12 protein-coding genes are annotated in these 15,979 nt (G+C 42.6%); 9 read left to right on the forward strand and 3 right to left on the reverse strand.

What is annotated here, in order from left to right; all coding sequences use genetic code 11:
- Positions 1 to 608 precede the first annotated feature (608 nt).
- From thrS to rnr, 4 genes are all read left to right on the forward strand, one after another.
- Positions 609 to 2,543, forward strand: a complete 1,935-nt coding sequence (thrS, locus tag CXF60_RS05135; protein ID WP_102091060.1) for a threonine--tRNA ligase — start codon at positions 609 to 611, stop codon at positions 2,541 to 2,543.
- Positions 2,544 to 2,566: 23 nt separating this feature from the next.
- Entirely contained in the window at positions 2,567 to 3,070 is a 504-nt protein-coding gene (infC, locus tag CXF60_RS05140; protein ID WP_057762155.1) for a translation initiation factor IF-3, read from the forward strand.
- A 404-nt stretch (positions 3,071 to 3,474) separates the two neighbouring features.
- Entirely contained in the window at positions 3,475 to 4,719 is a 1,245-nt protein-coding gene (locus CXF60_RS05145; RefSeq protein WP_102091061.1) for a toxic anion resistance protein, read from the forward strand.
- A gap of 139 nt (positions 4,720 to 4,858) precedes the next feature.
- The gene (gene rnr, locus CXF60_RS05150; protein ID WP_101204722.1) at positions 4,859 to 7,135 is read left to right on the forward strand and encodes a ribonuclease R; all 2,277 of its coding nucleotides are present in this window, start codon (positions 4,859 to 4,861) and stop codon (positions 7,133 to 7,135) included.
- Positions 7,136 to 7,252: 117 nt separating this feature from the next.
- Here rnr and CXF60_RS05155 read toward each other — a convergent pair whose 3' ends face one another.
- From CXF60_RS05155 to hisA, 3 genes are all read right to left on the reverse strand, one after another.
- A complete protein-coding gene (locus CXF60_RS05155; protein WP_102091062.1) occupies positions 7,253 to 7,534 on the reverse strand; it encodes a hypothetical protein in 282 nt (93 codons plus the stop codon).
- 81 nt (positions 7,535 to 7,615) lie between these two features.
- Complete coding sequence (locus CXF60_RS05160; RefSeq protein WP_102091063.1) at positions 7,616 to 9,289, reverse strand: mechanosensitive ion channel family protein; 1,674 nt, start codon at positions 9,287 to 9,289, stop codon at positions 7,616 to 7,618.
- A 65-nt stretch (positions 9,290 to 9,354) separates the two neighbouring features.
- Entirely contained in the window at positions 9,355 to 10,092 is a 738-nt protein-coding gene (gene hisA, locus CXF60_RS05165; RefSeq protein WP_102091064.1) for a 1-(5-phosphoribosyl)-5-[(5-phosphoribosylamino)methylideneamino]imidazole-4-carboxamide isomerase, read from the reverse strand.
- Positions 10,093 to 11,188: 1,096 nt separating this feature from the next.
- Between hisA and CXF60_RS05170 the strand changes: the two genes are divergently transcribed.
- Genes CXF60_RS05170 through nqrE form a run of 5 tightly spaced genes read left to right on the forward strand, consistent with a single transcriptional unit; the run spans position 11,189 to position 15,946 of the window.
- On the forward strand, positions 11,189 to 12,541 hold the full coding sequence (locus CXF60_RS05170; RefSeq protein WP_102091065.1) for a Na(+)-translocating NADH-quinone reductase subunit A: 1,353 nt from the start codon (positions 11,189 to 11,191) through the stop codon (positions 12,539 to 12,541).
- Positions 12,542 to 12,546: 5 nt separating this feature from the next.
- Entirely contained in the window at positions 12,547 to 13,782 is a 1,236-nt protein-coding gene (locus CXF60_RS05175; RefSeq protein WP_057762164.1) for an NADH:ubiquinone reductase (Na(+)-transporting) subunit B, read from the forward strand.
- On the forward strand, positions 13,763 to 14,665 hold the full coding sequence (locus CXF60_RS05180; RefSeq protein WP_102091066.1) for a Na(+)-translocating NADH-quinone reductase subunit C: 903 nt from the start codon (positions 13,763 to 13,765) through the stop codon (positions 14,663 to 14,665). Before CXF60_RS05175 ends, CXF60_RS05180 begins: the two co-directional genes overlap by 20 nt.
- Before the next feature lies 1 nt (position 14,666).
- Positions 14,667 to 15,338 (forward strand): NADH:ubiquinone reductase (Na(+)-transporting) subunit D, encoded by a 672-nt coding sequence (locus tag CXF60_RS05185; RefSeq protein ID WP_057762168.1) that lies wholly within the window; start codon positions 14,667 to 14,669, stop codon positions 15,336 to 15,338.
- Positions 15,338 to 15,946 carry an NADH:ubiquinone reductase (Na(+)-transporting) subunit E gene (nqrE, locus tag CXF60_RS05190; protein ID WP_011281361.1) on the forward strand — a complete coding sequence of 203 codons (609 nt, stop codon included), beginning with the start codon at positions 15,338 to 15,340 and terminating at the stop codon, positions 15,944 to 15,946. The genes CXF60_RS05185 and nqrE overlap by 1 nt, the downstream gene beginning before the upstream one ends.
- Positions 15,947 to 15,979 lie beyond the last annotated feature (33 nt).

The following is a 15,979-nucleotide window of genomic DNA, read 5'->3' on the forward strand; positions in this document are numbered from 1 at the left end:
GGTTATAAATTCGAGGTTGTTTATTTTCTTTAATAATAGTGTGCAATACGACTTAATTCAACAATTTTTAGTAAAGGTAAGCTTTATCTAATCCTTATGACTGGATCTATTCGTTCTGTCATTCTTGAGTATTTCCCCTGAGCAAATTGTCTCTCATATTTTTCAATGTTGATATTCATATAATCAGCACTATATATAAGCTAAGTTATTCAGGCTTATATGACGCTTTCAATATACTGTCCTATATAGTGCAGTATTTGATACTACCTTTATCATAAGATATGGCTCTCATATTAGTCGTCACGCAATCCCTTGATATCTAGTGTTGAGAGACGGTTTTTGCTATAATAGGTATTTTGCTGCATTACTTATATATGTTGGCTGTTATATTACTTCTATAGCGAAATGCATTTTGCTGCAATGCTATTGATTGACTGGCTTCGAGCCATACATTATTTCTAGCATATATAGTCATATTAAGACTCTAGGTAATGCGTCTCTCTCACAACATATCACAATGATTAGATATAATTGACGTGGTCTCACGGTTATATGATTGATGGTTGCAATCATCACTGCCAACGGACCCAATAATAGGCGAATAGATTATGGTAGCGATTACTTTACCCGATGGTAGTGTAAAAGACTTTGAAGGTCATACAACAGTCATGGAAGTGGCGCAAAGTATTGGGACAGGACTCGCTAAAGCGACAGTTGCTGGACGTGTAAATGGTCATCTGGTAGATGCACATGATCCTATCGTCGCTGATGCCAATGTTGAAATCGTAACGCCAAAAGACGACGACGGTGTCGATATTATTCGTCACTCATGCGCTCACCTATTAGGTCATGCTGTTAAGCAGCTATACCCTGATGTGAAAATGGTCATTGGTCCTGTTATTGATGATGGTTTTTATTACGATATCTTTAGTGAAACGCCATTTACGCCTGAGCATATGGAGGCCATTGAAAAACGCATGATGGAGCTGATCAAGCAAGATTATGACGTTATCAAAAAAATGACGCCACGTGCCGAAGCGATTGAGATATTTGAATCACGTAATGAAGACTATAAGTTAAAGCTTATTAATGATATGCCAGGTGAAGAAGCCTTTGGTCTATATCATCATCAAGAATACGTCGATATGTGCCGTGGTCCGCATGTGCCAAACACGCGCTTTTTGAAAGTATTTAAACTGACAAAAATGTCAGGTGCTTATTGGCGCGGCGATGCGAAAAATGAGCAGTTACAGCGTATCTATGGTACTGCGTGGGCTGATAAGAAACAGTTAAAAGCTTATATCCAGCGTATTGAAGAAGCAGAAAAACGTGACCATCGTAAAATCGGTAAAGCGCTGAACCTATTTCATATGCAAGAGCAAGCGCCAGGTATGGTGTTCTGGCACGCCAATGGCTGGACGATTTATCAAGTACTTGAGCAATATATGCGTAAAGTACAGTACGATAATGGCTACGAAGAGATTAAAACACCTCAAATCGTTGATCGCAGCTTGTGGGAGCGTTCAGGACATTGGGGCAACTATGCAACCAATATGTTCACGACTTCTAGTGAAAACCGTGATTATGCGGTAAAACCGATGAACTGTCCTTGTCACGTGCAAGTGTTTAACCAAGGCTTAAAGTCTTATCGTGATTTGCCACTGCGTATGGCTGAGTTTGGTTCTTGTCATCGCAACGAGCCATCAGGTTCATTGCATGGTTTGATGCGTGTACGTGGTTTTACTCAAGATGATGCGCATATATTCTGTACGCAGGCACAGATTCAACAAGAAGTCGCTGACTTTATTAAGCTAACGCTTGCTGTCTATGAAGATTTCGGCTTTGATAATATTATTATGAAGCTTTCTACCCGCCCTGAAAAGCGTGTTGGTAGTGATGAGTCTTGGGACTTTGCAGAAAAAGCGCTAGCAGATGCGCTTGATAGCTCAGGGCTAGACTGGGATTACTTACCTGGCGAAGGTGCATTCTATGGTCCAAAGATTGAGTTCAGTCTGAAGGATTCATTAGGACGTATTTGGCAGTGCGGTACCATTCAGGTTGATCCAAACATGCCTGAACGACTAGATGCTGAGTTCGTCAATGAGCAGAACGATCGTGAAGTACCTATTATGTTGCACCGTGCAATCTTAGGTTCATTTGAGCGTTTCATTGGTATTTTGATCGAAAACTACGCAGGTTGGATGCCAGTATGGCTAGCACCGCAGCAAGTTGTGGTCATGAACATCACTGATAAACAGGCTGATGCATGTGAAAACGTGGTTAGCGAGCTTAAAAATGCAGGTTTGCGCGCTATTAGCGACTTGCGTAACGAAAAGATTGGATTTAAGATACGAGAGAAAACATTAGAACGTATTCCCTATATGCTAGTATTAGGGGATAAAGAAGTCGAATCGGGCAGTGTTAACGTCCGAACTCGCGAAGGTGAGAACCTTGGCGTGATGAGTGTTTCTGAATTTATTACATTAGTACAGACCGCTGTCAGTAAAAAAGGCCGACAGACCCCAAAAACAGATGAGGAGTAATACCTATTAAACAGTCCAACCGTTTGAACATCAACGAAGATATCAATGTCAAAGAAGTCCGTCTCGTTAAAGAAGATGGCGAGCAAATGGGCGTGGTTGATATCGCAACCGCGATGAAAGCGGCACGTGATGAAAATCTAGATTTGGTTGAATTAGTTCCTGAAGCTAAGCCGCCAGTATGTAAGATCATGGATTATAAGCATTTCCTCTATGATCAAAAGCAAAAGGCTAAAGAAGCTAAGAAAAACCAAAAGCAGACTCAGCTTAAAGAGATGAAGCTACGTCCTAGTACCGAAGAGGCCGATTATCAGGTTAAACTGAGAAAAATCGTGAGCTTCTTGGAAGATCAAGACAAAGTTAAAATTAGCATCCGTTTCCGCGGACGTGAAATGGCGCACCAAGATATCGGTCGCAAACAACTTGATCGTATCATTGAAGATACTGCTGATATCTCAAACGTCGAACAGTACCCTAAGATGGAAGGTCGTCAGATGGGTATGCTGCTTGGACCCACTAAGAAAAAGTAATCTGTCTATCGGATTGCTTTGAGTGGTGGCTGTTAGTCTATATAGCTATTTATAACTCTAACCATCAATATGCTGCGGGATATTGATGGTTTTTTATTATTCGGACTCAAAAACTGCTGTAATGGACATAGCTGTACTGAACATAATAGCCTAGCATCATTGACTGACGCTATTTTACAAAATCCACCTTCTCAACTTTCTGATTACACGGTAATCTAAAGGTCTAGTTATATTTGCTAGTCAGCATTTAGCAGTCACTAATGATCATTTGATAAAAATTAGTATGAGCTAAAGACAATTTATAAGTGTAAAAAAGCTAAGTATATAAATAAAAACAATGTATATCACGACTGTCAGAGTCGTTGACAAAAAACACTCCCTTCTCCGATATCAGAGGATATTTCATGCAAGAATTGACGCCACCAGAAAACGCTACAACTCCCAGTATTTCTCTAACAGCACCTGAACCTGTCAAAGAAATACAGAAAAGTGAAGCAGATCAGATGGTCAAATTGGATGAAAGCCAAATTCCTGAGCTCGATGCCAAGGTTGATGCTTTTGTTGATCATGTGCTGACCAACTCTGTGCATAGCGATGAATTTCGACAGAACGTGCAGTCTATTCATAATCTAGGTACCAAAGAGATTCGCGAATCTGCACAAGTATCTAACCGAATGTTAGATTTGCCCGCAAAAAGTCTCAATGACAGCTTATTTGATAATTCCCCTATTGCTAAATCGTTGACAGAACTACGCGGGATTGTCGAAGACTTAGATCCAAGCAAAAAGGAGCTTACCAGCTCACGCAAGCTGTTCGGTCTCATTCCGTTCGGTAATAAAGTGCAAGATTATTTCCGTCAGTATGAATCAGCACAATCACATATCAATGCGGTCGTTACCAGCCTCTACAATGGTAAAGATGAATTGCTCAAAGACAATGCGATGATTGAGCAAGAAAAAGTCAATATGTGGGAGCTGATGCAGTCTATTCGCCAATATGTCTACGTTGGCAAAAAGATTGATGAGCAACTTGAGCAAAAGGTCTATGCGATAGAAGCAACAGATCCAGAAAAAGCGCGCATCATTAAAGAAGAAATGCTGTTTTATGTCCGTCAAAAAAACACTGATTTTTTAACTCAGTTAGCAGTGAATGTACAAGGCTATTTGGCGCTTGATACCATTCGCCGTAATAACTTAGAGCTAATTAAAGGTGTCGATCGTGCAACCACAACTACTGTGTCTGCATTACGCACGGCTGTGGTCGTTGCTCAAGCAATGACCAATCAAAAATTGGTATTAGATCAAATCACTGCCTTGAATAAAACGACCAGTAGTTTGATTGAATCAACCTCAGCGATGCTCAAACGTCAGTCAGGTGAGATTCACGAGCAGGCGACCAGCAGTAGCATTGAGCTTGATAAACTGCAAAATGCCTTCAATAATGTCTACGACACTATGGATATGATTAGCAATTATAAAATTGAAGCGCTAGAGAATATGAAGCAAACGGTCAATACACTGACCACGGAAGTAGATAAAGCACAAAAATACTTGGATAAATCAAATCAGACTACGGTATTAGAAGTCTCAAAAGAGTTGGATAGTAAAAAAATCGCTAACCAATCGAGCAATGTCGATATCGATATTTGATTTATTCCTATAGCGGTCGCCAGAAAACTGACCGCTTCCTGCTACCGAATACACATAAGACAATTGACGCAAGATATTGCAACGTCGTTCGTGTTAAGATAGCCACTATTAATAATTTTAAAAATAGATACGGTAATTTATGAGTTGGAATGATCCAAACGCCTCAAGTGAGGCAAAAAAATATGACAACCCGATTCCTAGTCGTGAGCTGATACTCAGCACGATTAACGAGCATGGGGAAGTTACGCATCAACAATTGGCAAAAGCCTTTAATATTGATGATCCTGATCAGTTTGATGCTTTGGGCAATCGCCTAAAAGCAATGGCGCGTGATGGCCAAGTAAATCGTGATGGTCGTCCTTATCGCTATCGCACAGTGACCAAGCAAGATATCGTTTCAGGTACAGTTTCTGCACATCCAAAAGGTTTTGGATTTGTGGTGCTAAGTGATATGCCAGATTTGTTTTTGCATGAAAAACAAATGCGCTGGGTATTCAATGGCGATACAGTAGCAGCAGTCGGCACTTCGACAGACAATCGTGGGCGTACCGAAGGGCGTATCGTTGATGTTGTCGAACGTCGTCAAAACAACTTTATCGGTACACTTGCTCGTGATGAAGACGGCTATTGTGTTGAGCTTGGTAGCCCAAATAATCATCAACCGATTACGGTTACTGATGACAATGTTCAGGCGCTAAATATCAAGCAAGGCGCTCCTGTCAAAGTCGATATCATTGACTGGCCAAACCAGCATGAATTTGCCACTGGAAAAATCACTGAAGTGCTGTCTGACGATAATGATCGTGAATTGATTATTGAGACTACCCTGCTCAACTATGATATTCCATCAGATTTTAGCGAAGCTGCGCTTAAGCAAGCTGATGACTATCAAGAGCCAACTGAGAAAGACATAAAAGGCCGTACAGATATACGTCATCTACCGCTTGTCACTATCGATGGCGAAGATGCTCGTGACTTTGATGATGCTGTATTTGCTGAAAAGCGTTCTGGTGGTAACTACCGTGTTGTGGTTGCGATTGCGGATGTCAGCTATTATGTGACACCGAATTCACCACTTGACCAAGATGCCTATGAGCGTGGTACTTCAGTATACTTCCCGCATCGCGTGATTCCGATGTTGCCTGAAGTGTTATCTAACGGTCTATGTTCATTGAACCCTAATCTAGATCGCTTATGTATGGTTGCTGATATCAAGATATCGCGCGCTGGTAAAGTGACTGGATATGAATTCTATCCGTCAGTGATGCACTCACAAGCACGTCTCACCTATAATCAAGTAAATGATTATCTTGTGAACCCGAATGATAAGAGACTACCTAAATCATTAACGGGTAATAAAGACGTTAAAAAATCTGTTGACACCTTACATCAATTGTATGAGCTACTACTTAAAAAGCGTGAAGAACGTCATGCAATGGAATTTGAAACGGTTGAAACGTATATCAAGTTCAATGAGAAAGGCGGAATCGAAGCGATTTTACCACGTACTCGTGGCGACTCTCAGAAGCTAATCGAAGAGTGTATGCTCCTTGCCAATACTTGTGCTGCAAACTTCGCGCTTAAGCATGAGTTACCAGTTTTGTATCGTAACCATGATAAGCCTGATAATGAGAAGTCGATGCGTATTCATGAATATGCGAAAAACTTTGGCTTACCATTCCCAGAAGAAAATCCAACGCAAGCGGATTATCAGCGCATTATCGAAGCGACTAAAGATAGACCAGATGCCATCAGTATTCATAGCATGCTGCTGCGTTCAATGATGCAAGCAAACTATGCACCTGACAATATTGGTCACTTTGGCTTAGCATATGATGAATATAGCCACTTTACCTCGCCAATTCGCCGTTATCCAGATTTGATGCTGCATCGTGCGATTAAGGCAAAAGTCACTAATAGCCCACAGCCTGTTATGGACTTTTCTCTTGAAGGTGCTGGTACACAAACATCAGATACAGAACGCCGTGCAGAAAAAGCATCACGTTATGTAGAGTCTTGGCTCAAGTGTCACTATATGACCGATCATGTCGGTGAAGAGTTTGAAGGCGTTGTGACTACGGTTACTAGCTTTGGTCTATTCGTCACATTGACTGACTTATATATTGATGGTTTGGTTCATATTTCAAACGTTGGCGATGACTTCTTTGTCTACGATGAGCAGCAACAGCAGCTTATCGGTAAGGATAAAGGCACGCTATTTGGACTGGGCGATTCGGTTAAAGTGAAGGTTGCGGGTGTCAACATGGACCTGCTACAAATTGATTTTGATTTGAAGGCTAAATTGCAATCTAGTGCAATGAACCAAAGCAAAAAAGGTCAACCGAAGAAAGAACAGCCTAAGAAAACCCCAGCGAAAAGAAGCAGCAACCGCAGAGGCGCTGCCAAAAAAAGCTAAGCTTAGACTGATACCGAAATATTAATTTTGTAATACTATAAAAAAGGCTAACGTAATCGTTAGCCTTTTTTATGCTGTGTACTTTTGAGTTATATATGATATAGCTATTTATTGTGCCTATTGCGCATCGTCCAATTGATCTACACGGTCTTGTTCGGCTTGCTGTGCTTGGTCAATTTTGCTAGTAGCACTATCTACGATAGCTTTCGGCTGTTGACTAAGTGGCTGGCTAATAATATCTGTATCAGAGGTAACTACTGTAGAATCAGGCTGTTCAGCCGCTACGCTACTGGCTGCGATCTCTCTGTTTTGTTCGCGACTATTACCATTGATAATGTTAAAGCCAAGCAATGCCACAATACCAATTACTGCAAAGATAATGACGTGTTTCATTTCCATAAAAAGCCCCGTATTTGAATAACCACCAAATATAGATTCTGTTGCACTTTTTATGCCTAAATTTTATTTAACGTCTAATACCTATTCTTGCGGGCTATTATTATTCAATAAGTCAGTCTCATCTGAGCTTTGAGCAATCTCTTGCTCAACCTTTTCCATCAGCTTGTCGTCAGGACGGGCGTCGAGAACCTCATTAGCACTGCGACCTTGCAAAATGGTTTTGGCTCGAGCCTTGGCTTGTTTTTTATCTTGGTCATCCGTATGACTCTCGCTGACCTGATTTGTTTCAGCAGGCTTAGGGATAGTCGGCGTAATCGTCATATCAGATTGAATATTATTAGCATTGCTGACACTGCTTTGCATGTGCTCAAAGGCTTTTTCTAACTTATTGTTGAAGCGCAGACGATAGATAGGCTCAGGTAAGCTAAAGCCTTTATCTTCTAGTGCATGCTTGGTCTCACGAATGGCGATACTGCGTGCTTTGGCAAAGTCAGTCTCTGATTGGTCTACCCAAACCTGAAATTCCAAAACAATATTAGAATCGCCCACATTGGTAATGACCGCAATCGCTTTGGGCTCATCCAACACAAACGTCAGCGTATGTATCGCATCCAATCCGACTTTGATTGCTGCTAAAGGATCATCATTGGCATCAACGCCCAATTCAAAAGTAAATCGGCGCTCAGGGTTTTTGGTGTAATTTAAGATCGTACCTTTAAAGACTTCAGCATTAGGAATACGTAACTGATTACCATCTAATGTCATCAGTATCGTCGCGCGCGAGGTCAAACGAACCACGATGCCCTCTTGTCCATTAATCACGATATGATCACGGGCACGAAAAGGCTGCCGAATACTGAGCATTAATGAAGCGATGTAGTTTTCGATCGTATCTTTGACTGCAAAACCAACCGCAATACCAATGACACCTGCACCGCCCAGCAATGTGCCTAAGATGGTCTCCGCCCCGATTAAGCTCAACGCTAAAATCAGACCAAAAATGATAAAGATAACTTTTACCGTTTGCGAAAGTAATTCAGCGACGAAGGGATTGGGTGTCAGGCGTTGCCACATTTTTTTGCGTCTAGATAACCAGCTACCAAACCATGCTACCAAGGCAAATATAACGATGCCGACCAATAGTAGCGGTAGCGCCTTCACAAGATTGGTCACCTGCGCTTTTAGACCTTGATAGACCGTTGAGACATTCTCTTGAACATCTAACGTGCGGTTAATTCTATCTTCTACAGTAACAACATCTGTTAGTCGGTTGGTTAAATTAATCGCTTGCTGTGCTTTTTTTTCGTTAGCTGTTTCCCCAGTTAGGGTAACAACGCCTTGGATGACACTAACATTGACGGCTTGTAAACCTTCGATTTCAGAGAAAATACCGCTGATACGTTGACGAATATCGTTGTCTTTTTGCGGTGTTGGTGTGGTCTCGATTTGAGCATTATTAGTGCTTTCGCCACTGATTATTGGTGGCGTAGCTGGTGCTGGCAATGAGCTGTCCAGTTCTGTAGTATCAACTGTTGATGCTTCATTTTCTGATGTGGCAGAATTATCGTTAGATACGCTTGCCTCTGTCGTCTCTACCCCTTCAGTTGTCTCTATACCTAACGCCGTTGCGATACCAGAAATTTCTTCACTGGCAGCATGCGCTGAACACGCAAAAAGGATGCTTAGTAGCAACACCATTTGACTCCACGCTTTTATAAAACTGCGTACTATCGGACGGTCAATATAAGTGGCCATAAGCATCCTTTATTTTTTACGGATTTTTCTCGCTTAGCTTGTTATTGGTAACTGGCTATCTGGATTTAGCTATCTAAATAAAGCTGCGCTTCGCTCAAATTCAACGTGCCTTCATAGATAGCGCGGCCAGTGATGATACCTTCGATACAGTCACCGTAAGGCTTTAGCAGCTCGATATCTTTCATATCGGTAACGCCACCTGATGCAATCACAGGTAGTCCGCCTTCGCGCGCCAAATTAACGGTTTGTTCAACGTTGACGCCCTGCATCATGCCATCGCGCGCGATATCAGTATAAACAATCGATGACACGCCGACGTCTGCAAAGCGCTTAGCAAGCTCGGTCGCTTTGGTATCTGTCACGTTTGCCCAGCCATGAGTGGCTACCATACCGTCTTTGGCGTCGATACCGACGATGATATGCCCTGCAAATTCGCGGCAAGCTTCCGCGACAAAATCAGGATCTTCAACGGCTTTTGTACCGATGATGATATACGTCAAACCTGCGGTAATATACTGCTCGATAGTGTTCATGTTACGTACACCGCCGCCCAATTGAATAGGCAGGTTCGGATAGGCTTTGGTGATATCATTGACCACTTGTCTATGTACTGGCACGCCATCAAAAGCACCATTCAAATCGACCAAATGCAAGCGACGCGCGCCTTCATCTACCCAACGCGCTGCCATGGCAACTGGGTCATCAGAGAACACCGTATCATCTTCCATACGGCCTTGTTTTAAACGTACACACTTACCATCTTTTAAATCAATAGCCGGGATAATGACAGGCACAGCACACATATAGCATTCCTTATAAAGCACAAGATTGGCAATAAATTTAGTAAATTAAAATTTTGAGAATGAAACGTTATCGAAGCGTCAAATAACGAGAGAAAACGCTGCTTAAAAGTAGCATAAATTATGGACAGATCGAAAACCAAGACATCGCTAAGTTAGCAATCTGTTTGAATACAAATAAGAAAGACAGAAACTAGACAATCATAACCATAAGTTTTAGTACGTAGAATCACTACCAACAATCGTTAAATTCTATTACTGACTGGCAATTTTAGGTCAATTTAGCGTATAATCCTAGGTAAATTTTTATTTGTTTCTATGTGATAGTAACCATGTGTTACGCTTTTTGTTGAGTTGTTACAACTCACTAATACAGCATGGTGATCAGGATGGATCGAGCAATCGCTCAATACGCCAATAAAATATTGGCCAAGAAATTGCTAAAAAGGACTATCTGAAAAAATCTCAACCAATAGTCTCTAAACCATCGATTCTGCGGTATTTAACCTTAATTAGATGTCTTGCAAGTCCCTATCACTAGCTAACTATATTAAAACCGTTACGATTAAAACTATAGCAGCTTATAATAAGTGAGGTTTGCTTATCAGTTGCTTAGCTAGTTTGTCTTTTAACCAGTATATCATCTACCTTAATAGATCGTTATTTGGCCACACTCTTATTCTATCGAATATCTTTAGACGATATTAGTGAACGAGAGATGGTCAAACATACTGGTGTTACAAGTTTTAAATTTCAATGAAACGTGTGATAAAGCCATTTATATTTAAACCAGTCTCTTTTAGCCATGTGCTGTAGCGATTGATTTTGATGAAGCGGTTTTAGCATACACCTTGGTAGCCAGTCGCCACTTTGGTAATTCGAATAAGACATTAACGTGTTGTTAAGGAGTCTAAGGTCAGCGTTAATACTCTTACTAGTAGTTATGATCATGTATTGTCTTCACAGAGCTTTCATCCCTATTTCACTATAAAGGAAATAGACGATTGAAGGCTTTATTGAGTGATACAAATGTTCATGCTACCGATATACCAAACAGGACGTCTGGTATCGTTTTAGACTATGGACTAAGTTTTCGCTTATGATTACCATCAAAAAAGGTTTGGATTTGCCCATCACTGGTGAACCCTCCCGCGAGATATCTGAGCACCAACCGACACATGTAGCACTTGTTGGCTATGATTATGTGGGTATGAAGCCCACTATGAATGTCAAAGAAGGTGACATTGTAGCCAAAGGTCAGCCCGTTTATGAAGACAAAAAACGTGTTGGCGTGATCTACACTGCCCCTGCTGCCGGTAAGGTCGTCGCTGTTAAACGTGGCGAACGTCGAGTGTTTGAGAGTCTTGTGATTGCGGTCGACCCCAATGGTGAAGAAGTAGACTTTGAGCGCTATGACTCACAGCAGCTTGCTGACCTAGACTCTGAAGTCGTTGAAACCCAACTGATTGCCTCTGGCGAATGGACGACGTTCCGTACGCGTCCTTATAGCCGCGCACCCGAAATCGGCGCTCGTCCACATGCTATCTTTGTCACAGCAATGGATACCAATCCACTTGCCTTTGACCCGATGCTTGTGATCAATGAGCAGCTACAAGCGTTCAATGATGGACTTGCTGTATTATCTACGCTTAGTCCAAAGACCTTTGTCTGCCATCACGGCGATACCCAACTGACGCCAGTTGCAAAAACTGCAGCGAATAACGTCACTGAATATCATGGTTTTGCTGGTAAGCATCCAGCTGGTCTTGCTGGTACGCATATTCATTTCTTACATCCTATCAGCCGCGGTGTGACCGTATGGACGATTGGTTATCAAGACGTGATTGCCATCGGTAAATTGTTTACGACAGGCCGTCTATATACGCGCCGCATGGTGAGTTTAGCAGGACCTGCGGTCACTAACCCGCAGTTGGTTATGACTGAACGTGGTGCTGATATTACTGCATTGACCAAAGGTAAGCTGGCTGCTGGCGAGAACCGTATCATTTCAGGTTCAGTATTGTCTGGTCGCAAGGTGTTTGAAAACATCGCCTATCTGGGTCGTTTTCACAATCAGATCAGCGTATTGACTGAAGGTCGTGAGCGTCCTGCGTTCCATTTCTTTACTCCAGGTAAAAACCGCTTCTCAAAACTGCCTATCTATATTTCGCAGTTCTTTGGTGGTAAAAAGTACGATTTTACTACGACAAGTAACGGCTCACCGCGAGCGATGGTACCAATCGGTGTCTATGAAGAAGTCATGCCACAAGATTACCTACCAACTCAATTACTACGTGCATTGATTGTCGAAGACATCATTAGCGCAGTAGATTTGGGTGTGCTTGAACTGGACGAAGAAGATTTGGCACTATGCACCTTTGTATCTCCTGGCAAATATGAATTCGGTGATATTTTGCGTGATAACTTAACGCGCATTGAGCTGGAGGGCTAACCACGATGAAATTTTTACACAATATGTTCGATCGTATGGAGCCATCTTTCACCAAAGGCGGCAAACACGAAAAGTACTACGCTATTTTTGAGATGTTTGATACGTTCTTACGTCAACCAAGCTCAACCACTTATGCGTCATCACATGTACGTGACGGGATTGACCTAAAACGTATTATGATTACCGTATGGCTATGTACGTTCCCAGCGATGTTTTGGGGTATGTACAACATTGGTCATCAAGCACTAACCGCTATCGCTCAGCTTGGCTTACAGCCTGAAGGCTGGCGTACTGTGATCACTAGCATGGCAGGCTATAACCCAGACAGTATCTGGGCAAGTTTCGTCTATGGTGCGATGCAGTTTTTGCCTATTTATATCGTGACGTTTGCAGTGGGTATTCTCTGTGAGATTATCTTTGCTGTCGTCCGTGGACACGAAGTTAACGAAGGTTTCTTTGTGACTTCAGTTCTATTTGCATTATGTCTACCACCTGATATTCCTTTATGGCAAGTTGCCCTAGGTATTATCTTCGGTGTGGTTGTCGCAAAAGAAGTGTTCGGTGGTACTGGTAAAAACTTCCTTAACCCTGCCCTATCGGGTCGTGCATTCTTATACTTTGCTTATCCAGCCTATATGTCTGGTGACTCAGTATGGACAGCAGTAGATGGTTTCTCAGGTGCGACGCCTCTTGGCCTTGCAGCCCTTGGTGTGGTTCCTCAGGACTTCGTCGATGTTTATGGTAATGCCATCACGTGGAGTGATGCATTCTTAGGTAATATGCAAGGCAGTATCGGTGAAGTATCGACGCTAGCTATCCTAATGGGCGCTGCAGTGTTGCTATGGACGCGTATTGCTTCTTGGCGCATTATGGCAGGTTGTGTGGTCGGTCTGATTGCTACGTCTCTTGTGTTCAACATGATTGGCTCTGAAGACAACATGATGATGAGCTTGCCGTTCTACTGGCACTTAGTTATCGGTGGCTTTGCTTTCGGTGCTGTATTTATGGCAACTGATCCAGTATCAGCTGCGCATACAAACAAAGGCCGCTGGGCTTACGGTATCTTGATTGGTTTTATGACCGTATTGATTCGCGTCATCAACCCTGCTTTCCCAGAAGGTATCATGCTGGCCATTCTATTCGCCAACTTATTTGCTCCATTGTTTGATTACTTTGTGACTCAAGCAAATATCAAACGCCAAACCGCTCGGAGGGTTCGCTATGTCCAAGCCCAAAAGTAATAACGCGAAAACCATCAGTGTGGCTTTGACGCTATGCTTGGTGTGTTCAGTGTTGGTCTCAGCAGTGGCTGTTGGTCTAAAGCCTGCGCAAGTCGAAAACGCACGTTTAGACCGCAACAAAAACATCTTAGTTGCGGCTGATATGTATGACGCTGAGTCTGATACAGCAGATGATGTCGCCGAACGTTTTAAAGATTTTGAAGTCAAAATCATTGATTTAAACGAAGGGACTTATCTCGATGACGACGCGCTAAAAACTGCTGGCATCCCTGATCGTAATGCTTATGACGCCAGTCAAGCAACAAAAAACCAGGCTCTAAGTGAAGACTTGGGTGACAACGATCCTGCTGGTATTGGCCGTAAGCCAAAATATGCCAAAGTCTATGTCAAAAATGATGACGCAGGTCAGCCAGAAACAGTTGTACTGCCAATTCAGGGCTACGGTCTATGGGGCACTATCTATGGTTTCTTAACGCTCGAAAGTGACATGAATACCATCAAAGGTATCAGTTTCTACGAGCATAAAGAAACCCCAGGCCTTGGCGCTCGTATCGAAGAGCCAGAATGGCGTGCAAAGTGGAGCGGTATCGAGTCTTATGACGAGAATGGTAACGTTGCCACTGGTGTAACCAAAGCTGGTAACCCAAAAGAAAATTGGGTTGATGGCATCAGCGGTGCGACATTGACTAGCCGCGGCGTTAGCAACATGATTCAGTTTTGGTTAGGCGAGCAAGGTTATAAGCCTTATCTAGATACGTTACGCGAAAAGAGCCGCCAAACGGTTGAAGGTGCAGATACGCAAGCAAGTCAATCAAAGCCGGCAGCTCAACCTAAAACCGAATTGGCAGCCAAGCTACCAGTAGCAAACGGCAAGGAGGCATAACATGGCTGATACTAAAAGCATTTTAACCACGCCTATCTTTGATAATAACCCAATTGCTCTACAGATCCTTGGTATCTGTTCGGCATTGGCTGTCACCACCAGCATGGCTAACGCTATGGTCATGTGTGTGGCATTGACCTTGGTAACGGCATTTTCAAGCTTTTTTATCTCGATTATCCGTAAGCAGATTCCATCAAGCATTCGTATCATCGTACAGATGACGATTATTGCTTCGTTGGTTATCTTGGTTGATCAGGTACTAAAAGCAGTTGCTTATGACGTCAGTAAAGGTTTGTCAGTTTTCGTTGGTCTGATTATCACTAACTGTATCGTGATGGGCCGTGCTGAAGCATTTGCGATGAGCAACCCACCAATCCCAAGCTTTTTAGATGGTATTGGTAACGGTCTTGGTTACTCAGCAGTATTACTATTCGTCGCAACTATCCGTGAGCTATTGGGTGCTGGTACGTGGTTTGGTATTACGATTCTACAGCCAGTCACTGATGGCGGTTGGTACATACCAAACGGTCTATTATTGTTACCACCATCAGCGTTCTTTATCATTGGTTTGTTCATCGCTGTTGTCCGTATCTGGAAACCAGAACAAGTTGAAGAAGCTGAGTTTGTAATGAAGCCGCAGTCTAAAGGCATGGCACATGGAGGCGGTCACTAATGGGACATTATGTTAGTTTATTTATAACCTCAGTCTTTATTGAGAACATGGCGCTTGCCTACTTCTTAGGTATGTGTACTTTTTTGGCCGTATCCAAAAAAGTCTCTACAGCGATTGGTCTAGGTGTTGCGGTTGTTGTCGTGATGGCAATTACCGTTCCACTAAACAATTTACTATTTCAGTTCATCCTAAAAGATGGTGCGCTGGCATGGGCAGGTTTCCCTGATATCGACTTGAGCTTCTTAGGATTGCTAAGTTATATCGGTTTGATTGCAGCCACCGTACAGATCCTAGAGATGTTTTTGGACAAGTTTGTACCGAGTCTATATAACGCGCTTGGGGTATTCTTACCACTAATCACCGTAAACTGTGCCATCTTGGGTGGTGTACTATTTATGGTTGAGCGTGACTATAACTTTGGTGAATCTGTTGTCTATGGTGTGGGTGCAGGCTTCGGTTGGGCACTTGCTATTACAGCATTGGCGGGTATCCGTGAAAAGCTCAAATACTCAGATATTCCAGCACCGCTGCGTGGTCTTGGTATTACTTTTATCACGGTTGGTCTTATGTCGCTCGGCTTTATGTCGTTCGGTGGTATGTCCATCTAAACCGCTAAGCTCAAAGCTTTCATTAGCTATTTG

The organism is Psychrobacter sp. 4Bb (assembly GCF_002836735.1).
GTDB lineage: Bacteria > Pseudomonadota > Gammaproteobacteria > Pseudomonadales > Moraxellaceae > Psychrobacter.